Raw genomic sequence first — 20,491 nt, 5'->3', positions numbered from 1 at the left:
GTATGTGGACAGTGATTCAACAAATAGCACCGTACGCAATCATCTTCACTATCCCTCTTTTGATCACAGCGCTAGGAGCTTTATTCAGTGAGCGAAGTGGAGTTGTTAACATTGGTTTAGAAGGATTAATGGTCATTGGGGCATTTACAGGAGCGCTTGTCATTTTGAACATGCAGGAAATGATGCCTGGTCAACAAAAAGCAATCTGGATCGGTCTGGCACTTGCTACTTTGATGGGATTATTGTTCTCCCTTCTTCATGCGTTTGCAAGTATTAACCTTCATGCCAACCAGATCATTAGTGGTACAGCCATCAATATGATTGCTGCAGCTATCACGGTGTTCTTGGCACGTAATATTACAGGTAGCGGAAACATCCAAATCAGCACATTAAAACCTTTTAATGTTCCTTTCTTATCGGATATTCCAGTGATCGGTAGTTTGCTATTCACTAGAACATATGCAACAACATGGCTTGTTCTAGCTATTTTGCTAGTAAGTGCATTCATGCTCTATAAAACACCTTTCGGACTGCGCCTTCGTTCATGTGGTGAGCATCCACATGCAGCAGAAGCAGCAGGAATCAGTGTAAGTAAAATGCGTTATATCGGTGTTATGATCTCCGGAGCGTTCTCAGGTCTGGGTGGTGCGGTCTTCATCGTAACAACTGGAGGAGAATTTAACGGTACAGTAGCTGGACTTGGTTTCTTGGCACTTGCTTCCTTAATCTTCGGGCAGTGGAAACCGCTTGGAATTCTGGCGGCAACTCTGTTCTTCGGATTTGCTACTACCGTTGCGAACGTTTCACAGGTAATTCCTTCTTTAGCTGTCATTCCGCCAGTATTCTTGAAGGTATTCCCATACGTTGTAACGTTAATTGCGTTAATCGTGTTCTCTAAATCCTCTCAAGCTCCAAAAGCGGTGGGAGAACCGTTTGATTCCGGAAAACGATAAAACTTTCAAGACACGCTCTCCTTTATGGAGGGCGTGTTTTTTTATTGCTTTGTAAATATGTCGAATCTTAATGTAATTTGTCGCTTGGCTTGTATTGTAGTCTGTTTGGACAGTAAATGGGTGAGTTTGGCTTGTATTTTCAAATTTTGGACAGTATTTCCCTCAATACGGACAGTAAATGGGCAAGTTTGGACAGTAAATGGTTTTTGAATGCAGATCCGGATAATTTTCGGGTTAATTTGTGTACCAGATACTTATTATTTTTAATGCTTTTGCTCTAATATATGTCAAAATTTGTTTATTATAGCAACTCTTATTCTAATAATATAAATTCCACACCCATTTTAAACGCTTACATATCTGACTATTAAGAATAAAATGTGTTGACAGAATTTTCGCTAGGTTTATAATTAAATTAACATATGTTCAAGTGTAAATTTACAAACGTTCACCAAATTATTAATTTGCATAGAAGAAGACTATCATTCAACAAGAATCACCAAAATTCTAAACAATTTTGTACACCTACAGTGAACATAATTTGAAAATCGGGTGAAACGAGTATGCAAAATGAAAAGATAGCCCGTTTAGTAGAAGTGGCTAAAATGTATTACCTCTTTAATTATAGCCAACAGGAGATTGCCAAAACGCTTGGCGTCTCACGCCCTACTGTATCGCGGCTTTTAGATCAGGCCAAACAGGACGGGGTTGTACATATCAAGATTTGTGATCCAACAGAAGATGTGAATGGACTGGCCACTCAACTAAAAGAAAGATTTAGGCTTAAAGCTTGTGTGGTTGCCTCCGTCCCTGCGTATGAAGATAGTCATATTAAGCAAAAAGTTGGGGAGGCAGCAGCGGAGTATTTATATGGCATCGTGAAAACGGGCGATACGATCGGTATTACCTGGGGTACGACACTCTATCAATTGTCTCAGCAGCTCAACCCTAAAAGTGTGCATGATGTGAAAATCGTGCAATTGAATGGTGGCGTCAGTTATTCCGAGCTAAATACGCATGCCGCTGACATTATTAATGGGCTGGCAACGGCTTTCCATACTACACCACATTTCCTCCCTGTCCCGGCAGTTGTCGATCATCCAGTCGTAAAGCAGGCAATTGTCGCTGACCGCCACATTAACAAGGTTCTGGAGATTGGTAAAAAGGCCAATATCGCTGTTTACACAGTAGGGGAAGCTGGCGAACAATCCACTTTGATGAGAGCAGGTTACTTTTTAGACAGCGATGTGGAGACGTTAAAGAAAAACGAAACAGTCGCAGATATTTGCTCACGGTTCATCGATATAAACGGACACATAAGCAATCAATCATTAAATGAAAGAACAATAGGCATTGAGCTTACGCACCTTGCAGAAAAGGAATATAGCATTCTCGTTGCAGGCGGAAACAAAAAGGTAGAAGGAATCATGGGGGCACTGAACGGTAAGTATGCCAATGTCCTCATCACCGATCAATATACAGCAAAAGCTTTGTTGGAAATGGGGGAGGGTTAAAATTATGGATCGAGCAACCATAAAGGCACTGGTGCAAGAGGTGGTTCAAAACACGATGCATACAGCCAAAAAACAGGTCCCGATTGCTGTATCCAACAGGCATGTCCACTTGTCTTACGAGCATGTGGAGCGGCTGTTCGGGCGGGGCTATGAGCTGAAAAAGTTAAAGGACCTTTCGCAGCCGAACCAGTTTGCCGCAAAAGAAACGGTCACACTAATCGGTCCAAAAGGGAGGATCCCTAATGTACGGGTTTTGGGCCCGGCACGAGGCAAAACGCAAGTGGAAATCTCTCTTTTTGACGGGTTTACATTAGGCGTTACGCCGCCAATTCGTCAGTCTGGAGAGTTAGAGGGGTCAGAATCTATCATTCTAATGGGTCCAAGAGGTCAACTGAAGTTGGACGAAGGATTGATTTGTGCCTCCCGTCATATCCACATGCACCCAGATGATGGAGAAAATTTTGGCTTGAAAGACGGAGACATGGTGGATATAAAAGTCGATGGTCTCAGAGGCGTCACTTACACCAATGTTCTTATTCGAATCTCTCCAACATACAGGCTAGAAATGCATATCGATCTCGATGAGGCGAATGCGGCCAACATAAAGAAATGGCCAGCTTGGCGAAATCACTGCCATAAAGTGTTCTCCAGGTACGGAGGGAGGTTGTGGATGTGGATGTAAAGGAAAAGGTTAAGGAGCTTGTTAGGCAGGCGGTCGAAGCGTACATGTCCGAGCAGGAAAAACAGTCAGGAAAAACCGACCATCACCGTTCTTTTAAATTATTTCTCCAGTAATCCAAAACTTATTTTGAAAGCGGTTACGGAAATCAGGCAGTCCTTCCAAGTGCAATTAGTAGCTTCAAAGGAGTGGGAGGAACTGCTTAAAGGGGGAGCAGGATGTTTTGTCTTTAGACCAAGCAGACTACCCACAATTAGAGAAGCTTTGGAATTTTACAGACCTGCTTATCCTGCCGGTTGCCTCTTTTCAATTAGTATCAAAACTTGCATTGATGGTGGATGACGATCGAGCAATCCACACAGCGATCCAATTTCAGCTGTTAGGCAAGCCAATCGTTATTGCCCACAACGAAGTCGAGCTTGGGGTATACCAAACAAATCCTTGCACCACATTCTGTTCAGGGAAAACTGCAAAGTTACCTGCGCACCACCCAAAAAGAACCAAGTGAAGTGGGTCCCGTTAAAGCAACTTTTACAGACAGCCAAAGAACAGCATCAACAGTACAAAAGAAAAACAACCACTTATCATGGCAAAACACATTGAACATGCAGCAAGAGAAAACATAAAAAACCATCACCGTTCCAAAAGAAAGCAAAATCACCCCCCGTCGCCAAAGACATGGCAAGAGAAATGAAGATTGAGATACAAAAAGAAAACATAGGTATGAAGAGACTAGTGGATTGGAGCGGAAGGCACTCGACTCCTGCGGGGGAGTAGCGACAATGTTGAGACCCCGCAACGAAGTGAGGAGGCTCAAGGTCGCCCCGCGGAAAGCGAGTGCCTGCAGCGAAAAGGAACGGTTAACATTAACCAAAAGCATCATGCTCCTAGAAAGGAGGCAATGAACTCATGATTATTGCTAAAGTGACAGGCTCCATCGTCGCCACCACCAAAGCAGAAAAACTAAAAGGCAAAAAATTGCTAATCGTCACACCACTGGACATGACAACAATCGAAGAAGATGGCAAGCCCCTCGTTGCCATCGACACCGTTGGCTCTGGCGTTGGTGAAGTGGTATTAATCGTTAGCGGAAGTTCTGCGAGGCAGACAGAAATTACGAACGGGGTACCGGTCGACGCCGCCATCGTGGGAATCGTTGATCAAATCGAGCTAAACGGTACCCTCACCTTTTCAAAAGGAGGTAATTGATTGTGCAAATTAAGGAAAGCGACATAAAGGAAATGGTTGCTCAAGTCCTTGCCCAGCTTGGAGATGAAAGCAAGCAACCCTCACCTGCCTCAGAACAGGGCAGCAATGAAGTGCCACTTGGAAACGGCGTGTTTACAACCGTTGACCAAGCAACAGAAGCAGCAACAGAAGCGTGGGACAAGCTGAGAGCAACTTCGCTTGAAACAAGAAAAAACATGATTGAAAAAATGCGGGAAGTGAGCCGTGAGCATGCAAAAGCACTGGCAGAACTCGCAGTAAAAGAAACAGGACTTGGTCGGGTGGAGGACAAGGTGGCGAAGAACCTCTTGGCTGCCGACAAAACACCTGGAGTGGAGGACATTGTGGCCACCACCTACTCCGGGGACGGGGGTCTGACCCTTGTGGAATACTCACCGGTTGGTGTTTACGGTGCCATCACCCCATCCACGAACCCTGCAGCAACCATCATCAATAACTCTATTTCTCTAGTAGCAGCAGGGAATGCGGTTGTTTTTAACCCACACCCAAGTGCTAAACAAGTATCTATTAAAACGATGCAACTTTTGAACGAGGCGATTGTGGCAGCTGGCGGGCCAGCAAACACCCTCACTTCCGTTGCCAGTCCAAACATTGAAACGTCCAACGAAGTGATGAAGCACCCGAAAGTAAGAGCCTTAGTCGTCACTGGCGGTGGCATCGTGGTACAGGCGGCAATGAGTGCCGGAAAAAAAGTAATCGCCGCTGGCCCGGGAAACCCACCGGTGGTCGTGGATGAAACAGCCATTATCTCCAAGGCTGCCAAAGACATCGTAACTGGCGCAAGCTTTGATAACAATGTTCTTTGTACCGCGGAAAAAGAAGTGTTCGTGGTTGAAAAAGTAGCCAACACCTTAAAAAGCGAGATGACCAAAAATGGAGCCGTCGAGCTGAAAGGTTACCAGTTGGAAAAGCTTCTGGGGAAGATTTTAGTTAAAAAAGGCGAGAAATACTATCCGAACCGCGATTTTATCGGAAAGGACGCATCGGTCCTGCTTGAAGCCGCAGGCATCAGATCTGATTCAAACGTCAAACTCATCATTGCTGAAACAAAGGAAGATCACCCACTGGTGCACACAGAAATGCTGATGCCAATCCTGCCAATCGTTAGGGTGTCAGATGTGGATAAAGCAATCAGCCTGGCAGTCAAAGCTGAAAAAGGCAACCGACACACTGCCATCATGCATTCTCAAAATGTCACCAACCTGACAAAGATGGCAAAAGAAATCCAAGCGACCATTTTCGTGAAAAACGGTCCGTCTGTTGCAGGTCTTGGATATCAGAGCGAAGGGTTTACCACCCTTACCATCGCAGGTCCGACGGGAGAAGGGCTGACTTCAGCCAAAACCTTCACCCGCCAAAGAAGATGCGTGCTGGTAGACGGCTTCAGAATTATTTAGGAGGGGGATGAAAAATGGCAGAACTGAATGAACTACCTCAAGAGGGACAGCCTGTAGAACCACCTAAAAAAGCAAAAAAGCAAACAAAAACCAAAACTATTAAACAACCACTAGGAGGAATTCAAATGAGTCAAGAAGCTTTAGGAATGATCGAAACAAAAGGTCTAATCGGGGCAATTGAAGCAGCAGACGCAATGGTAAAAGCAGCAAACGTAACACTTGTAGGAAAAGAATTCGTAGGCGGCGGACTTGTAGCAGTAATGGTACGCGGTGATGTAGGAGCTGTAAAAGCGGCAACAGAAGCTGGCGCGGATGCAGCAGGAAGAGTTGGAAACCTAGTATCTGTACACGTCATCCCACGTCCAAACTCCGAAGTAAACGGAATTCTACCGGCAGCGAAATAGGAAATAGGTAGAGCAGGATGGATCAATCCATAAAAGCCTATATCAAACAACTTGTCCAAGAGGCAATAGAAGAGTCCGCAGGTTCATTAAACAACTTGCCATCCAGTACCGGCAGGAAGCAATACGTCATCGCCAATTGGAAAATGAACAAGAACATCCAGGAAACTCTGGATTTTCTTCAACAAATTAAAGAAGGAAACGGAGTGGAAGTGGTGGTTTGCCCACCAGCCCCACTCCTGTATCCCGCCAAGCTTTACGTACAAGGACAAAAGAAAGAGATACAAATTGGCGCCCAAAATGTTCACCAAGAAGATAAAGGCGCCTACACGGGGGAAACGGCAGCAAGCCTGTTAAAGGAGATCGGCTGCTCCTACTGCATCATCGGACACTCTGAAAGAAGGCAATATGCACTAGAAGATGATGCAACCGTGAATCAAAAAGCAAAACAAGCCTTAAAAAGGGGGCTGACCCCTGTCATCTGCATTGGGGAAACATTGGAACAAAAGCAGCAGGACCAAACAGAAAAGGTGCTGACCAAGCAAATACTCGGCGCCATGGATGGTATGGATGTGTCTCAGGTGGTATTCGCCTATGAGCCGGTTTGGGCAATCGGAACCGGGGAATCCGCAACAGCGGAAGAAGCACAGCGAATTCACGGATATATCCGCTCTGTCCTTGAATACTTGGACTTACAGAACGCAGAGAAGGTCAGCATTTTATATGGCGGATCTGTAAATGAAAACAATGCACAAGAGTTCGCTTCCATGACGGACATCGATGGAGTACTTGTCGGCGGTGCGAGTTTGCAGGTGGATTCTTTTCAGAAAATAATCGCTGTATTTGCCAAAGGAGCGTAGAAAATGAAAAAAGTTGCAATCGGTAGCGACCATGGTGGATACGAGCTAAAAGAGGCTTTAAAAGGCTACTTGACGGAGCTAGGATACGAATACCTTGATTTTGGCTGCAAAGCGAAAGAATCAGTGGATTACCCGGATATAGCGTTCCTTGTTGGGGAGTGCGTCGCTACTAATCCAGATTACGTTGGCATCATGATTGATGGAGTAGGCGTTGGAAGCGGCATGGTATTGAATAAGATACCGGGTGTCCGGGGAGCTGTATGTTGGGACTTGTCCTCTGTCATTAACAGCCGCGAGCACAATAACGCGAACGTTTTATCCATCGGTGGCCAGTTCATCGGGGAAGGCCTTGCCAAGCAATTGGTGAAAAAATGGCTGGAAACTGATTTCGCTGGCGGCCGCCATGACCGTCGTGTCACCAAAGTAATGGAAATCGAAAGTCGTTTTATTAAACGCTGAAAGCAGGTTTAAGTCTATGTTCGTAGCAAAAGTGATTGGAAACATGATCTGTACCCATAAAGACGAGAGCTTGAAAGGGTTGAAGCTATTAATCGTCCAACCAGTAGATGATCAGTTGCAGGATAAAGGAAAACCACTTGTTGCTATTGACACAATCGGTCAATCAGGAGAAGGGGACCTTGTTTATCTTGCAAAAAGCAGGGAATCCTCTCTGCCATTGAACAAAGACCTTGTCGCATCAGACGCGGGAATACTTGGAATCATTGACTATTACAACGTAAAACGAAATGGAGGAAATATAAATGAGCAACGCATTAGGAATGATTGAAACAAAAGGTTTAAGTAGGGGCAATCGAAGCAGCAGACGCTATGATGAAGGCAGCAAACGTATCGTTAGTAGGAAAAGTTCAAGTGGGCGGCGGATTAATCACTGTCATGGTACGCGGTGATGTAGGAGCTGTAAAAGCGGCAACAGAAGCAGGGGCAGATGCAGCGCAACGTGTTGGCGAATTCCTATCCGTGCATGTGATCCCAAGACCACATTCCGATATCGAAAAAATCCTTCCTAACACTCTATGAAACTAGCTAAAGTCGTTGGAAATGTCGTTTCGACGATTAAAACACCAAGTCATCAAAACAAAAAGCTCATGGTCGTTATTCCAGTGGACGCGAGCGGCAAGGAGTGTGGCGATGCCATGATAGCCTTCGACCGCTTTCACGCAGGAGCTGGCGACTATGTGCTCATACTAGAAGAGGGTGGAGCGGCAAGAGATATATTAGGAGATCCCAAAGGTTCTTTTGATGCCGTCATTGCCGGAATTGTCGACCGATTAAATTAATGTGAGGTGAACACAATGCAAATGGAAGCATTGGTGGAACAAATTACGAATCAAATTATGGAACAACTGACAAATAAACAACAGCTTGCAGAAGGAAAACCTGCAGCTTCCAATACCACTTCAACAAACGGGAATTCTTTTACACATGCATCATCCAACCTGATCACAGGACCTTCGATCGCAAGAATGATTGACCATACGCTACTAAAGCCGGAAAGCACAAAAGAGCAGGTCATCAAGCTTTGTGAAGAGGCGAAAGAATACAACTTTGCAACAGTATGTGTGAATCCTTTCTGGGTGTCCACAGCTGCTCAAGAACTAAAGGGTTCCAATGTGGGTATTACAACGGTAGTCGGCTTCCCGCTTGGTGCTACTAACAGTTTTGTGAAAGTTTCTGAAACACGTGATGCAATTGCAAGTGGAGCAACGGAAATTGACATGGTTATGAATATCGGTGCCCTTAAATCCGGCGACTTTGAAACCGTCAAAAAAGAACATCGAAGCGGTCGTACTTGCTGCTAAAGGTCATGCACCAGTTAAAGTCATCATCGAAACAGGTCTTTTGGAAACAGAAGAAAAGAAAAAAGACTTGTATTCTAGCAAAAATGGCTGGAGCGGATTTCGTCAAAACCTCCACAGGCTTCGGACCAGGCTGTGCAACAGCAGAAGACATTAAGCTTATGCGCGAAGCAGTTGGCCCTGACATGGGCGTTAAGGCGTCTGCATGTGTACGTGACCTGGATACGGCAAGAAAGCTTGTTCAGGCAGGTGCTACAAGAATCGGTGCTAGCTCTGGAATTGCGATTGTTACAGGCGGAAAAGGAACTGGATATTAAGACAAGATTGGATAACAGGATGCTTAAGATGCAAGTTCATCGGCGTCCTGTTATTTTAATATTGAAAAATTCTAAATATTTTTATATAATATGTTGTAAGCGTTTGCAATTGTGTTAACAGAAGGGGGATTATGGTGAAACATATCGGAAATCAACTAAAGAATGCAAGAACAAGACAAGAGATAGAAATTGATCAACTTGCCATGCTAACAGGACTGCCGGCAGACACCATCGCTGCAATAGAAGCTGGGACCTTGGATGTGCAGGTATCTACCTTACATAAACTCTCTGAAGTATTAAGATGCTCTTTCGCTGTAGGAGATATGTCCATATAAAAGATTGGAGAAGGAACCGGATGTTTATCCGGTTCTTTTCGTTTATTGGTTATAATAAAAAGAAAGAACATCCAAATGAGGAGAAAAACAATGCATACTTCCGAACAAGAAAAACTGATAAATAAAGTCGAGGAATATATAGAAAATAACCTAGAGAGCCCACTTAGCCTTGAAAAGCTAGCCTCCATTTCTACTTACTCTCCCTTTCATTTTCAACGCATTTTTAAAGCGCAGGTAGGGGGAACTCCAGCTAATTATGTGAAACGCCTTAGGATTGAAAAAGCTGCGCATTTATTAATATACGAACATAGCGTACCCATTACGCAAATTGCGTTTATGTGTGGCTTTTCTTCTCTTTCTTACTTTACAACTTCTTTTCATACATATTTTCAATGCAGTCCTACAAATTGGAGAGAAGGTGCCTATCTAGAGAGATTTCCACGAGAATATGCTGATAATAGCAAGAAATCTAAACAGCTTCGCAATATGGAGCAAGAACAGCAAAACAACAACGGATATAATAAATACCAGTGGCTCGATCTTGAAAAAGTGAAGGTCATGGAATTTCCAGTGTGCACAACTGTGAAGAAGCAAAATGTCGGTCCATACACACAAGGGATACCAGATGTTTGGGAGAAGGTGTACCATTGGGCCAAGGCTCGAGATATTATTACCGACAACACGTTCATATTTGGGGTGCCTAAAAGTAATCCATTTATAACTCCGGCGCAAATGAGCAGATATGATTGTCACCTAGCTGTGGAAGGGTTGATGTGCGATACTCTAGAGACCTATCAGTTCAAAGGGGGAAAGCATGTAGTCTATGAGTTTGATGAGCCTGTGGATTATGTGGAAAGGAATAAGCTAATAGAGTGCTACTCGGAGCTATACAGTTTTTGGCTTCCTAAAAGCGGATATAAATACTTGGATAACCCAATGGAGCTTATAACCATAAAACCTAAAAAAGGTAGCTTGGGAGTAGATGTTAGAGTGAAGGCCATTGCATTAGCCATTGAGCCGAAATAAAAGTAAAAGCCAAAAAGAGGAGAATAGATAAAATGATGGATTGGTCTGAATTGAATGTTGTTGCAATACTTATAGGTGCTATTCTGTATGCAGTTTATGGAGGAATCTATTACACAATCATGCTTGGAAAAAAGAAAGAAACGCCATTTAAACAGACGGAAGGTCCGCTTAAATATGTTGTGTCTATAATGATTGCATTTGTTAGCTCTTCCATAGTAGCATCTTTCGTGCAGGCAGCAGGAGCAGAAGGCATTCTGAGCGGTCTGATAGTAGGTTCATTAATAGGAATAATAATTACTCTTGTCTATTTAAAAAATACTTTGTTTGGTCTCGTAACTAAAAAAGCATTCTTTATAGCGGTAGGAGACCATCTCATTATTTTTGCATTGCTAGGTACGGTGCATGGAGTCATAAATGGAATGTAAGGTTAAATAAGCACTATGGCGGATTCATTTCCGGTGTAGTGCTTTTTTATTTTGTGTTGCCGACCTTTCACTTGCAATAAGCATTCATAGACCGAAAGTCCTGTGAAACAAAACTACAAAATAGTAATTGATTTATGAAACTTTATTTAATAAAATGAAAAGTAAGAAATATCTGAAAATAGAGGAAGCCAATATGAATAAAGAATTAATTTTTATCCAGGAAAGTTTACACACTTTCAAGCCATCAGAACGAAAAGTAGCAGAATTCATTTTGGAAAAACCTGCAGACGTGATAAACATATCCATTCAAAAGCTTGCAGAAAATACTCAGGTCAGCGAAGCGACCATCATCCGACTATCCCGATCGCTTCGATGCAAGGGGTTTAAGGAACTAAAATTAAAAATTGCCTATGACTTGGCAAAGGCGAAAGCGGAAAAGAATCTAGAAGGTTATGAGGATATTCCAATAGATGACTCGGTGTCTTCGATGATTCACTCTGTTTCTCAAAACAATATTCAGGCAATCCATAACACGGTGGGGGTGTTGGATGAAGCGGAGTTAGAGAAAGCCATTGAGCTGATTTCAAAAGCAAGAATTGTTGCAGTATATGGGATCGGAGCATCCGGCCTTATTGCCATGGACTTTAAACAGAAGCTAACCCGGATTAACCGGTGGTGCGAAGCTGCTTATGATAAAGACACCCAGGTAACCATTGCTGCCAATCTATCGGAAACCGATGTTGCATTTGGCATTTCCTATAGCGGTCATACGAAGGATATCATTGAATCGCTCAAAGTAGCAAAAGAAAACGGGGCTTCAGTCATTACACTGACTAGGTCAGGAGAGAATCCTACATCTGCAATTGCAGATGTGAAATTGAACACCACAAGCTTAGAGCGGAATGTACGAAGTGGTGCAACGAGCTCCAGGATTGCACAGTTGAATGTCATCGATATATTGTTTTTCGGTGTAATGAAACTAGATCAAGAACGGAATATCAAAGCATTGGATAAAACGCGTAAAGCAGTGGAGGCGTCCAAGCGGCATGTATGAAAATTATATTAATAGCTTAATAGAAAACAAGGAGCTGCCGGGAGCGGTCCTTTATGTAACCAAGAAAAAAGCAAATTCAGTGTTGTAAATCCGTCGGTAGCTTTATAGGGGCAGATGAGAAGAACTATCCAGTAAAGGAAAAATACTTTATTTGATGTGGCCTCCTTGACCAAAGTGGTGGCGACTCTTCCTGCAAGTCTACTGTTATTGAGCAAAGGAGACTTGCACCTTGAAAAGCAAGTGCAGCATTTATTTGCCTGATTTCAGACATAAAAAAGTGAAGGTGGAGGACCTGCTCACTCACCGCTCCGGGTTGCCGCCAGATCTTCCGTATGTGGCAAGGGATGGGCAAAGGGATGTGATGGAGGGAATTTATCAGACGGAGCTTCGGCAGGATCCGGGGATATCCGTTGCTTATAGTGATTTAGGCATGATTCTATTAGGGAAAATCATTGAAAAAATTACTGGTCAGCCACTGGATACCTTTACGAAGGAACATATTTTTACACCCTGGGGATTACAAAATACTGGCTATAAACCCCCCTTAAATATGAAAGCGTTTTCTGCTTCGACAGAAAAATTTGGAACTCGCTACATACAAGGAGAAGTTCATGATGAAAAAGCTTTGCACCTGGGAGGAGTGAGCGGCAGTGCCGGGTTATTTTCCACTGCCAAAGATATTGCCAAGTTCGCTGAGCACTTTTTATATCCAGATGAACAGAATGTTATTTCACCAGAGATGATGCGACTGTCTACGCTCCATAAGCAAGCGAACCGTGGACTTGGATTTGAAGTATGGAACGGGGAAGGGGAACCGTTGTCATGCGGGCAAAACTGGCCAAAAGGTTCCTTCGGCCATACAGGTTTCACCGGCACCAGTGTTTGGGTCGACCCCCAGAATGAACTGATTGTTGCATTCCTTACCAATGCCGTTCATTACGGCAGGTCTACCAACATACGAACCATCAGGAAAACATTGCACTCGATGATTTACTCCTCCATCCAAGGGGAGACTTCATAAATATTCTTTTTATAACAAGGGGGATTTTCGGTGAAAGGTATAGGGAGAATTTGGTTATTGAGTTTAATGGCGCTAATGCTAATCGTTTCTACAGCTTGCTCCAACGAATCTGGAGGATCAAACAGCGACAACAATGACGAAGACAGCGTTACACTGACTATCGGAAGTTGGAGAACAGAGGATTCAGCGAACTACCAAAAAGTAATTGAGGCATTCAACGAAAAACACCCAGACATCAAAGTGGAATTCAAACCGTCCAAAAATACGGAGTATAACACAATCCTAAACACTTCCCTGCAAGCAGGAGAAGGTCCAGACATCATTCATCTGCGTCCATATGCACCAGGTCTTGAATTGGCAAAAGCAGGCTATGTAGAACCAATTGATGGCTTAAACGGATTAGATACTTTTCCTGATGAAACATTACAGGCATCAAGAGGAGAAGATGGCAAACAATATGGTGTTCCTTTGAACTTAAGTACAACACAAGTATTTTACAATAAAGCTATTTTTAAAGAACATGGGCTTGAAGAGCCAAAAACGTGGGATGAGTTTATTGCCATTAATGAAAAGTTAAAATCTGAAGGTGTTACACCACTGGCGTTCGGAACAAAAGAAGGCTGGTTGCTCTCCCTTGCACACGGAATTTTTGGCCCTGCACACTGGGGTGGTAACGAATTTGTAGAAAAAATCTCGAAAGGGGAAACGGATTTTACAAGCCCTGAGTTTGTAAAATCCATTCAAGTAATGGAGGATCTTAAAGAATATTTCCCTAACAACTCAGAAGGACTTGGCATGGAAGATATCCGTACACTTTTCTTCACAGGTCAAGCAGCTATGTTTCCTCTAGGCAGCTGGGAAATCGAAGTGTTGCGTGAAATGAATCCAGACTTAGAACTTGGTTTCTTCCCAATGCCATCAGCAGTTGGTGGAGAGCCTACCCTTACAACATGGGTGGATGGTTCATTCGGAATTAACGCAAACTCCGAGCACAAGGAAGAAGCAAAAAAATTCCTCGAATTCTTAACAACAGAAGAGTTTGGTGAACTTTTCACAACAAACTTTAAGATGATCAGCGCTATCCCAGGCGTTCAATCCGACAATGAATTAGTGAACGAACTTAGCAAAGCAGTAAGCGAATATTCTACGCCATACATGATGCTTGTTTACTTTGCAGGTGGGAACCCATCTTCCAAAGTAACCATTGAAACCGAACTTCAAGGAATGTATATCGGTGAACAAGACGTAGACGGGGTTGTGAAAACATTGCAAGAAAACACAGAGGCTTGGTTTGAGCCGTTTCAATAAGTAGTGATAGTTTTAAAGCTGTTGATTGGAGCAAAAGGCGTAGACTCCTGCGGGGGAGTAGCGGCAATGTTGAGATCCCTGAAGCGTTGTGAGGGAGGCTCAAGGTCGCCCCGCGGAAAGCGAAGCCATTTGCGGAAATCAACAGCGGTGTTCAAGCAAAACAGCACAATAATAAGTAAGGTGGCGGAGAATATGCAAATCGAAACCAATACACCCATTGTGAAACAAAAGAAAACGAGAAACTGGAAAAGATGGGCTATCCATCTTTTCCCTATTCCCGCCCTGCTTATCTTCAGCATCTTCATCGTATATCCACTAGTAGCGGCCTTATCATACAGCTTTTACGAATGGAATGGCATCACAAGAGGGGCATTTGTAGGGCTGGCAAACTTCATCGACCTCTTCACCCTGCAACCATTCAGTAACATGTTCTGGAATGCAGCCAAAAATAACGTAGTTTATTTTGCCGTGCAGATGGTTGTTCAAAACGGAATAGCTTTCGTATTGGCATTTATCATTTACAAAAGGATCAAAGGGTCGGAATTCTTAAAGATTGCTTATTTCCTACCTCGCTTATTGTCTGTCATCGTAGTAGGTTTCCTTTGGAAGCTCATATTAAATCCAAACTTTGGTGCCCTTAACGTTATCTTAGGGGAGTTTGGCATGGAATCACTACAGAAAGCATGGCTTGGGGACCCTAAAACGGCACTTATGGCCATCATTTTGGTGAACTGCTGGTTTGGTATCGGATTTGCGATGTTGATATTTCTGGCAGGACTACAATCCATCCCTAAGGAGCTAGTGGAAGCCGCCAAATTGGACGGGGCAAACGGAGCGAATGTGATTACCAAAATCATTCTGCCGTTGATGGTACCTTCAATCATGATTATGACCGTTTTAACATTTATTCAATCCTTTGAGGCATTTGAACTTGTCTATGCTATGCAAGGGTCACAAGGAGAGCCTTATTACTCCACAGACTTATTGGCAGTATTCTTTTATCGTTTAGCATTTGGCGGTTCAGCAGCTGGAGACTCAACAGCAGTCGGACTTGGTTCAGCACTGGCTGTCGTACTATTTTTGTTTATCGCAACATGTACAGCTCTATTACTTAAATACATGCAGAAAAAACAAGTGGAAATGTAGGTGGGAAAAGGTGAAACAAACATTATGGACGAGACCAATTTACTATATCATTGCCTTTGCATTCGCCACAATCAGCTTGTATCCCATTGTGTTAATGGTATTGTCATCCTTTAAGCCGAGTGCCGAGATTTTTATGAACCCTCTTTCTTTTCCAAAGAGCTTCAGCTTGGATACGTATAGGAGGTTGTTAGAGGAAGTGCCATTTGGTACCTACTTTTTCAATAGTGTGTTTGTCAGTGTCGTATCTGTGCTTCTCATATTGGTTACCACATCTTTGGCAGCATTCTATATTGCTAGATATACGTTTTGGTGGAATAATATCTTATTCTTCTTTTTCCTGATGGGGATGATGATTCCCATCAAACTTGGGATTGTGCCATTATTTATTTTAATGAAAGACCTTGGATTGTTGAATTCGCTTTGGTCTCTTATTTTTATGTATACAGCAGGAGGGATTCCATTATCCATTCTCATATTGACCGGATTCTTCCGGACGATGCCGGTGGAGTTGGAGGAAGCGGCAAGAATGGATGGTGCGAGTGATCTTAGAATTCTTTGGAGCGTTTTGATCCCATTAATTAGGCCTGCATTAGGGACCGTGATGATCATCAATTTCATCTCCTCATGGAATGATTTCTTTTTCCCATTAATTTTTATTACCGATGAAATGAAAAAAACGATTCCCGTCGGCATGCTTTCCCTGTTTGGGGAATATTCTGCGGACTGGGGGACACTTTTTGCTGGATTGACCTTATCCTCCCTTCCCATGATCATCTTATTCTTTGTCGCATCTAAGCAATTTATGGATGGATTGACAGCCGGTGCTGTAAAATAATTTGTCTGATTGGTGGTTTGTTCCTCTTTTTAACAGGGTACGTAAAAAAAGGTATGTCTTTTTTTACATAATCTAATTTAAGGAGTGGAGCGGCGAATTGAGTAAAAAAGTGAACGAGCAAAGCAAACATGACCAATTAGATCAGTACCGTGTAGAGGATGAAGGGAAGACCATGACGACCAACCAAGGTGTCAAGGTCTCAGAGGATGAGTTCTCCTTAAAAGCAGGCGAACGCGGACCTACCTTGATGGAGGACTTCCATTTTAGAGAAAAGATGACACACTTTGACCATGAGCGCATCCCGGAGAGAATTGTCCATGCAAGGGGATTTGCGGCCCATGGCGAGTTTGAACTATATGAATCAATGGAGAAATATACAAAAGCCAAATTCCTGCAAGACACTTCCGTAAAAACCCCTGTATTTGTGCGATTTTCAACAGTTGCCGGTTCTAGGGGTTCTGCAGAAACGGTCCGTGATGCGCGTGGATTTTCAACGAAGTTTTATACAGAAGAGGGGAATTACGATCTTGTTGGAAACAATATTCCGGTGTTTTTCATACAAGATGCGATAAAGTTCCCTGATCTTGTCCATGCACTAAAACCTGAACCGCATAATGAAATGCCGCAAGCAGCTTCTGCCCACGATACTTTTTGGGATTTTATCGCAAATAACCAGGAGTCTGCCCATATGGTCATGTGGGCGATGTCTGATCGCGCCATTCCCAGAAGTCTCCGGATGATGGAGGGCTTTGGCGTTCATACGTTCCGTTTTGTAAATGCAGAAGGGAAAGCTCATTTTGTCAAATTCCACTGGAAGCCGGTGCTTGGTACGCATTCCCTGGTTTGGGACGAAGCCCAAAAAATCAACGGAAAAGATCCCGACTTTCATCGTCGAGATCTTTGGGAGTCGATTGAGAATGGAGACTACCCGGAATACGAATTTGGCGTTCAGCTTCTTGCAGAAGAGGATGAGTTTAAGTTCGATTTTGATATCCTTGATCCGACGAAGCTTTGGCCGGAAGAAGATGTGCCTGTTAAAATCATCGGAAAATTAACACTGAATCGCAATGTCGACAATGTGTTTGCCGAAACGGAACAGGCGGCATTCCACCCGGGGCATGTCGTACCCGGCATTGATTTTTCCAATGACCCGTTGTTACAGGGGCGACTGTTTTCCTATACAGACACCCAGCTTATTCGTTTAGGCGGCCCTAATTTCCATGAGCTTCCTATCAACAGGCCGGTATGCCCGTTCCATAACAATCAGCGTGATGGCTACGGTCGTCAAACGATCAATAAGGGCCCTGTAAGCTATCACAAGAACTCTTTAGCTTCCAATACCCCGAGACCGGCAAGTGAAGCGGAAGGCGGGTATGTCCATTATCAAGAAAAGGTCGAAGGTAGAAAAGTGAGAACAAGAAGTGACAGCTTCAAGGATCATTTTTCCCAAGCGACTTTATTTTGGAACAGCATGTCAAAGCCTGAAAAAGACCACATCAAACAAGCGTTCAGCTTTGAGCTTGGAAAAGTGAAAAGCGAAGAGGTAAGGCAACAGGTAGTCAATATGTTTGCCAATGTGAACATGGAGCTTGCGGTAGCGGTGGCGGAAGCGATTGGTGCTGATAAGCCTAGCGGGTCAGGGTCTTCTGTAACAAAATCATCTCCTGCACTCAGCCAGGAAAATACAGTGAAGAAACCTGCTACACGGAAAGTGGGGGTTATCATTTCAAATGACTTCCAAGGTAAAGAAGTAAAATCCATTCTTGAATCCCTGAAAGGGCAAGGCATGCAGCCGGAACTAATTAGTGCCAAGCTAGGAAAAGTGAAGGGTAGTGGCGGCGTCGAGCTAGACGTGGACCATACGTTCCTTACATGTGATTCAGTCTTGTTTGATGCGCTTTACGTAGTTGGTGGCAAAGAGGTCGACAGGAAGTTTGACCGAGAGACCACCTATTTTGTAGAGGAAGCTTACGATCATTTTAAACCGATTGGCGCCACCCATGACGGCAAGCAGTGGCTGGAGAAACTGGAGGTTTCAGGAGCTCCTGGTGTGGTGCTCACTGATGAAGTGGACCAGTTTGTGTCTGGCTTTGTCGATGCAGTTTCGGCGCATCGTCATTGGGAGAGGGAAGAAATTTAAATTAGTCCTAAACAGGAAAAAAGCAGCCCGAATTGTCTAATTTGGGCTGCTTTTACCTTTCTTCCTCACATTCCCCAGTTCCCCATTTACACAACGACTTCATGGTCGGCTGGAGAGTGAGTGCTTCTTCTGTTAGTTCATATTCTACATGCAACACTTTCCCTGGAAATTCGGTTCTTTTGACCATGCCTAATTGCTCAAGCTCTCGAAGCTGATCAGTTAATACTTTCCGGTTAATTTCCGGAATTTCTCTTTCCAGCTCAGAGAAGCGTCTAGGACCGGTTTCAAGGGCACAATATACTTGCGGTCGCCATTTACCACCTATAACATTCAGCGCACGGTTGACAGGAAATTCGGTAGGTTCCACATAAACAATCCCTTCATCTTTTGCTCAGTTACCTAAAAGTGCGTACTTTTTTATTAATGCATTATATTTTACCATTACATTATTAGCAAATTATTTTATTTTAGGAGGAAGAACAATGAGATATCCAAGAACTTTTTCACATATAGGATTATCTGTTCCAAACTTGGAGCAGGCAGTTAAGTTTTATACAGAAGTGATGGGCTGGTATGTCATCATGGAACCCGCTGAAGTGGTGGAGGACGACTCCGCAATTGGTGTGATGTGTACCGATGTTTTCGGAAAAGGGTGGGGGAAATTCCGCATCGCACATCTTGCAACGGGAGATAAAATCGGAATCGAACTATTTGAATTTCCGGAAAATGAAAAGCCGGAAAACAACTTTGAATACTGGAAGACAGGAATTTTCCATTACTGCGTGCAAGACCCAGATCTAGAAGGGCTTGTAGAGAAGATTGTAGAGCATGGCGGCAAACAGCGCATGCCAATTCGCGAATATTACCCTGGAGAAAAACCATATCGCATGGTTTACTGTGAAGATCCATTCGGTAATTTAGTGGAGATTTACTCGCACTCCTACGAACTAACTTACTCAGAAGGTGCTTATTAATTTAGGAGGGGAAACGCTATGAAAGCATGGTTGTTAAAAGAAGCAGGCAGTCTTGATCATATGGAATGGGGAGAGATTGCGGACCCGAAAGAAGGGAACGGGGAACTGTTAGTAAGAGTAACAGCAGTGGCGCTAAATCCTGTCGATTATAAAGTTGCTACCAACGGCAACCCTGCTTGGAGCTATCCGCATATTGTCGGTGTGGATCTGGCTGGTGAGGTGGTTTCTGTAGGAGAAGGCGTTAGCGGCTTTAAAGCTGGCGACCGCGTTGCAGTCCACACAAACTTGGCTAAAAAAGGTGCGTTTGCAGAACTTGCGGTTGTGGATGCACGAGCAGCGGGGCGTATTCCTGATGAAGTTTCTTTTGAAGATGCGGCATCTATTTTGTGTGCGGGGATGACTGCATATGAAGCCGTCGTTCAAAAATTGAATACTACCCATAAGAAGAATATTCTTATTCATGCAGGTGCCGGTGGTGTTGGAGGTTTTGCCATTCAATTGGCAAAAATGCAGGGGCTGAAAGTATTTACAACTGCATCTAAATCCAACCACGATTGGGTAAAGAATCTCGGAGCGGATGTCGCTATTGATTACAAAGAAGAAAGTGTGACAGACCGCATTATGGAAGAAACAAACGGACGAGGTGCCGATTTGATTTTAAACACAGTTGGCCGAGAAGTGGCAACAGAAGATTTAGAACGTCTTGCATTCTCCGGTCATCTGGCGTACATTGCAGGCGCTCCAGACCTTTCCGGTGTCAAACCATTCTCCTTGTCTCCATCGATCCATGAGGTGGCGCTAGGGGCTGCACACGCTAGTGGCGAAGATCGAGCAGTCAGCAATCTGGCTTTCATGGCAGAAGAGCTCATGGGCAAGGTGAAAGATGGTCGGTTGGAATCCCTTGTTTCAGAGGTTATTCCGCGTGAAGAGTTGGTGGAAGGGCTGAAGAAGCTGCAAGGAAGGCATGTAAGAGGGAAGATTATTGTGAAGATGTAGGCTGTAGGATGCTTAAAGTAGGAAGTCGAGATTCTCTTATTTCGG

24 protein-coding genes and 2 pseudogenes are annotated in these 20,491 nt (G+C 43.8%); 25 read left to right on the top strand and 1 reads right to left on the bottom strand.

What is annotated here, in order from left to right:
- The first annotated feature begins 2 nt into the window (after positions 1 to 2).
- From M313_RS0116210 to M313_RS0116100, 23 genes and pseudogenes are all read left to right on the top strand, one after another.
- Positions 3 to 953 (top strand): ABC transporter permease, encoded by a 951-nt coding sequence (locus M313_RS0116210; protein WP_010197704.1) that lies wholly within the window; start codon positions 3 to 5, stop codon positions 951 to 953.
- 563 nt (positions 954 to 1,516) lie between these two features.
- Positions 1,517 to 2,467, top strand: a complete 951-nt coding sequence (deoR, locus tag M313_RS0116205) for a DNA-binding transcriptional repressor DeoR (RefSeq protein WP_010197703.1) — start codon at positions 1,517 to 1,519, stop codon at positions 2,465 to 2,467.
- Between the two features lie 4 nt (positions 2,468 to 2,471).
- Positions 2,472 to 3,149: a phosphate propanoyltransferase gene (locus tag M313_RS23875; RefSeq protein ID WP_010197702.1), complete on the top strand. Its 678-nt coding sequence runs from the start codon at positions 2,472 to 2,474 to the stop codon at positions 3,147 to 3,149.
- Positions 3,140 to 3,262, top strand: a complete 123-nt coding sequence (locus M313_RS26675) for a hypothetical protein (protein WP_010197700.1) — start codon at positions 3,140 to 3,142, stop codon at positions 3,260 to 3,262. Before M313_RS23875 ends, M313_RS26675 begins: the two co-directional genes overlap by 10 nt.
- 107 nt (positions 3,263 to 3,369) lie before the next feature.
- Positions 3,370 to 3,654: a hypothetical protein gene (locus M313_RS0116190; protein ID WP_010197699.1), complete on the top strand. Its 285-nt coding sequence runs from the start codon at positions 3,370 to 3,372 to the stop codon at positions 3,652 to 3,654.
- A gap of 401 nt (positions 3,655 to 4,055) precedes the next feature.
- On the top strand, positions 4,056 to 4,355 hold the full coding sequence (locus M313_RS0116185) for a EutN/CcmL family microcompartment protein (RefSeq protein ID WP_010197698.1): 300 nt from the start codon (positions 4,056 to 4,058) through the stop codon (positions 4,353 to 4,355).
- A gap of 2 nt (positions 4,356 to 4,357) precedes the next feature.
- On the top strand, positions 4,358 to 5,791 hold the full coding sequence (locus tag M313_RS0116180; protein WP_010197697.1) for an aldehyde dehydrogenase family protein: 1,434 nt from the start codon (positions 4,358 to 4,360) through the stop codon (positions 5,789 to 5,791).
- Between the two features lie 125 nt (positions 5,792 to 5,916).
- Positions 5,917 to 6,195, top strand: a complete 279-nt coding sequence (locus M313_RS0116175; RefSeq protein ID WP_029326563.1) for a BMC domain-containing protein — start codon at positions 5,917 to 5,919, stop codon at positions 6,193 to 6,195.
- Between the two features lie 17 nt (positions 6,196 to 6,212).
- Complete coding sequence (gene tpiA / locus M313_RS0116170; RefSeq protein WP_010197695.1) at positions 6,213 to 7,052, top strand: triose-phosphate isomerase; 840 nt, start codon at positions 6,213 to 6,215, stop codon at positions 7,050 to 7,052.
- A 3-nt stretch (positions 7,053 to 7,055) separates the two neighbouring features.
- Positions 7,056 to 7,511, top strand: coding sequence for an RpiB/LacA/LacB family sugar-phosphate isomerase (locus tag M313_RS0116165; RefSeq protein WP_010197694.1), 456 nt, complete (start codon positions 7,056 to 7,058; stop codon positions 7,509 to 7,511).
- 16 nt (positions 7,512 to 7,527) lie between these two features.
- Positions 7,528 to 7,839, top strand: a complete 312-nt coding sequence (locus M313_RS23870) for a EutN/CcmL family microcompartment protein (RefSeq protein ID WP_010197693.1) — start codon at positions 7,528 to 7,530, stop codon at positions 7,837 to 7,839.
- Positions 7,814 to 8,090: pseudogene (gene eutM, locus M313_RS23865) on the top strand (ethanolamine utilization microcompartment protein EutM). Before M313_RS23870 ends, eutM begins: the two are co-directional and overlap by 26 nt.
- Positions 8,087 to 8,350 (top strand): EutN/CcmL family microcompartment protein, encoded by a 264-nt coding sequence (locus M313_RS25400; RefSeq protein ID WP_029326561.1) that lies wholly within the window; start codon positions 8,087 to 8,089, stop codon positions 8,348 to 8,350. Before eutM ends, M313_RS25400 begins: the two are co-directional and overlap by 4 nt.
- 186 nt (positions 8,351 to 8,536) lie before the next feature.
- Positions 8,537 to 9,186: pseudogene (deoC, locus tag M313_RS23860) on the top strand (deoxyribose-phosphate aldolase).
- Between the two features lie 131 nt (positions 9,187 to 9,317).
- Positions 9,318 to 9,521: a helix-turn-helix domain-containing protein gene (locus M313_RS23855; protein ID WP_010197686.1), complete on the top strand. Its 204-nt coding sequence runs from the start codon at positions 9,318 to 9,320 to the stop codon at positions 9,519 to 9,521.
- Positions 9,522 to 9,611: 90 nt separating this feature from the next.
- On the top strand, positions 9,612 to 10,547 hold the full coding sequence (locus tag M313_RS0116135) for an AraC family transcriptional regulator (protein ID WP_010197685.1): 936 nt from the start codon (positions 9,612 to 9,614) through the stop codon (positions 10,545 to 10,547).
- Positions 10,548 to 10,579: 32 nt separating this feature from the next.
- Positions 10,580 to 10,972, top strand: coding sequence for a DUF1761 domain-containing protein (locus M313_RS0116130; RefSeq protein WP_010197684.1), 393 nt, complete (start codon positions 10,580 to 10,582; stop codon positions 10,970 to 10,972).
- Between the two features lie 193 nt (positions 10,973 to 11,165).
- A complete protein-coding gene (locus M313_RS0116125; protein WP_010197683.1) occupies positions 11,166 to 12,026 on the top strand; it encodes a MurR/RpiR family transcriptional regulator in 861 nt (286 codons plus the stop codon).
- A gap of 229 nt (positions 12,027 to 12,255) precedes the next feature.
- Positions 12,256 to 13,047, top strand: a complete 792-nt coding sequence (locus tag M313_RS23850; RefSeq protein ID WP_010197679.1) for a serine hydrolase domain-containing protein — start codon at positions 12,256 to 12,258, stop codon at positions 13,045 to 13,047.
- A 30-nt stretch (positions 13,048 to 13,077) separates the two neighbouring features.
- A complete protein-coding gene (locus M313_RS0116115) occupies positions 13,078 to 14,355 on the top strand; it encodes an ABC transporter substrate-binding protein (protein WP_010197677.1) in 1,278 nt (425 codons plus the stop codon).
- Between the two features lie 192 nt (positions 14,356 to 14,547).
- The gene (locus M313_RS0116110; protein WP_010197675.1) at positions 14,548 to 15,501 is read left to right on the top strand and encodes a carbohydrate ABC transporter permease; all 954 of its coding nucleotides are present in this window, start codon (positions 14,548 to 14,550) and stop codon (positions 15,499 to 15,501) included.
- 10 nt (positions 15,502 to 15,511) lie between these two features.
- Positions 15,512 to 16,336 carry a carbohydrate ABC transporter permease gene (locus M313_RS0116105; RefSeq protein WP_010197673.1) on the top strand — a complete coding sequence of 275 codons (825 nt, stop codon included), beginning with the start codon at positions 15,512 to 15,514 and terminating at the stop codon, positions 16,334 to 16,336.
- A gap of 97 nt (positions 16,337 to 16,433) precedes the next feature.
- A complete protein-coding gene (locus M313_RS0116100; protein ID WP_010197671.1) occupies positions 16,434 to 18,476 on the top strand; it encodes a catalase in 2,043 nt (680 codons plus the stop codon).
- 52 nt (positions 18,477 to 18,528) lie between these two features.
- Here the strand turns inward: M313_RS0116100 and M313_RS0116095 are convergent, their stop codons facing one another.
- Positions 18,529 to 18,843, bottom strand: a complete 315-nt coding sequence (locus M313_RS0116095) for a winged helix-turn-helix transcriptional regulator (RefSeq protein WP_010197669.1) — start codon at positions 18,841 to 18,843, stop codon at positions 18,529 to 18,531.
- 115 nt (positions 18,844 to 18,958) lie between these two features.
- Between M313_RS0116095 and M313_RS0116090 the strand changes: the two genes are divergently transcribed.
- A complete protein-coding gene (locus M313_RS0116090) occupies positions 18,959 to 19,450 on the top strand; it encodes a lactoylglutathione lyase family protein (RefSeq protein ID WP_010197668.1) in 492 nt (163 codons plus the stop codon).
- A gap of 18 nt (positions 19,451 to 19,468) precedes the next feature.
- Positions 19,469 to 20,446 (top strand): zinc-binding dehydrogenase, encoded by a 978-nt coding sequence (locus tag M313_RS0116085; RefSeq protein WP_010197667.1) that lies wholly within the window; start codon positions 19,469 to 19,471, stop codon positions 20,444 to 20,446.
- Positions 20,447 to 20,491 lie beyond the last annotated feature (45 nt).

The sequence above is a fragment of the Bacillus sp. m3-13 genome (genome assembly GCF_000175075.1).
GTDB classification, from domain to species: Bacteria; Bacillota; Bacilli; order Bacillales; family Bacillaceae_I; genus Sutcliffiella_A; species Sutcliffiella_A horikoshii_C.
This window is presented reverse-complemented; position numbering and strand designations above follow the sequence as displayed.

Excerpts from the sequence above, each read along its gene's own strand:
- M313_RS0116210 (WP_010197704.1), top strand. The coding sequence starts at position 3 with ATGTGGACAGTGATTCAACAAATAGCACCGTACGCAATCATCTTCACT.
- deoR (WP_010197703.1), top strand. The coding sequence starts at position 1,517 with ATGCAAAATGAAAAGATAGCCCGTTTAGTAGAAGTGGCTAAAATGTAT.
- M313_RS23875 (WP_010197702.1), top strand. The coding sequence starts at position 2,472 with ATGGATCGAGCAACCATAAAGGCACTGGTGCAAGAGGTGGTTCAAAAC.
- M313_RS0116185 (WP_010197698.1), top strand. The coding sequence starts at position 4,056 with ATGATTATTGCTAAAGTGACAGGCTCCATCGTCGCCACCACCAAAGCA.
- M313_RS0116175 (WP_029326563.1), top strand. The coding sequence starts at position 5,917 with ATGAGTCAAGAAGCTTTAGGAATGATCGAAACAAAAGGTCTAATCGGG.
- tpiA (WP_010197695.1), top strand. The coding sequence starts at position 6,213 with ATGGATCAATCCATAAAAGCCTATATCAAACAACTTGTCCAAGAGGCA.
- M313_RS0116165 (WP_010197694.1), top strand. The coding sequence starts at position 7,056 with ATGAAAAAAGTTGCAATCGGTAGCGACCATGGTGGATACGAGCTAAAA.
- M313_RS23870 (WP_010197693.1), top strand. The coding sequence starts at position 7,528 with ATGTTCGTAGCAAAAGTGATTGGAAACATGATCTGTACCCATAAAGAC.
- M313_RS25400 (WP_029326561.1), top strand. The coding sequence starts at position 8,087 with ATGAAACTAGCTAAAGTCGTTGGAAATGTCGTTTCGACGATTAAAACA.
- M313_RS23855 (WP_010197686.1), top strand. The coding sequence starts at position 9,318 with ATGGTGAAACATATCGGAAATCAACTAAAGAATGCAAGAACAAGACAA.
- M313_RS0116135 (WP_010197685.1), top strand. The coding sequence starts at position 9,612 with ATGCATACTTCCGAACAAGAAAAACTGATAAATAAAGTCGAGGAATAT.
- M313_RS0116130 (WP_010197684.1), top strand. The coding sequence starts at position 10,580 with ATGATGGATTGGTCTGAATTGAATGTTGTTGCAATACTTATAGGTGCT.
- M313_RS0116125 (WP_010197683.1), top strand. The coding sequence starts at position 11,166 with ATGAATAAAGAATTAATTTTTATCCAGGAAAGTTTACACACTTTCAAG.
- M313_RS0116110 (WP_010197675.1), top strand. The coding sequence starts at position 14,548 with ATGCAAATCGAAACCAATACACCCATTGTGAAACAAAAGAAAACGAGA.
- M313_RS0116090 (WP_010197668.1), top strand. The coding sequence starts at position 18,959 with ATGAGATATCCAAGAACTTTTTCACATATAGGATTATCTGTTCCAAAC.
- M313_RS0116085 (WP_010197667.1), top strand. The coding sequence starts at position 19,469 with ATGAAAGCATGGTTGTTAAAAGAAGCAGGCAGTCTTGATCATATGGAA.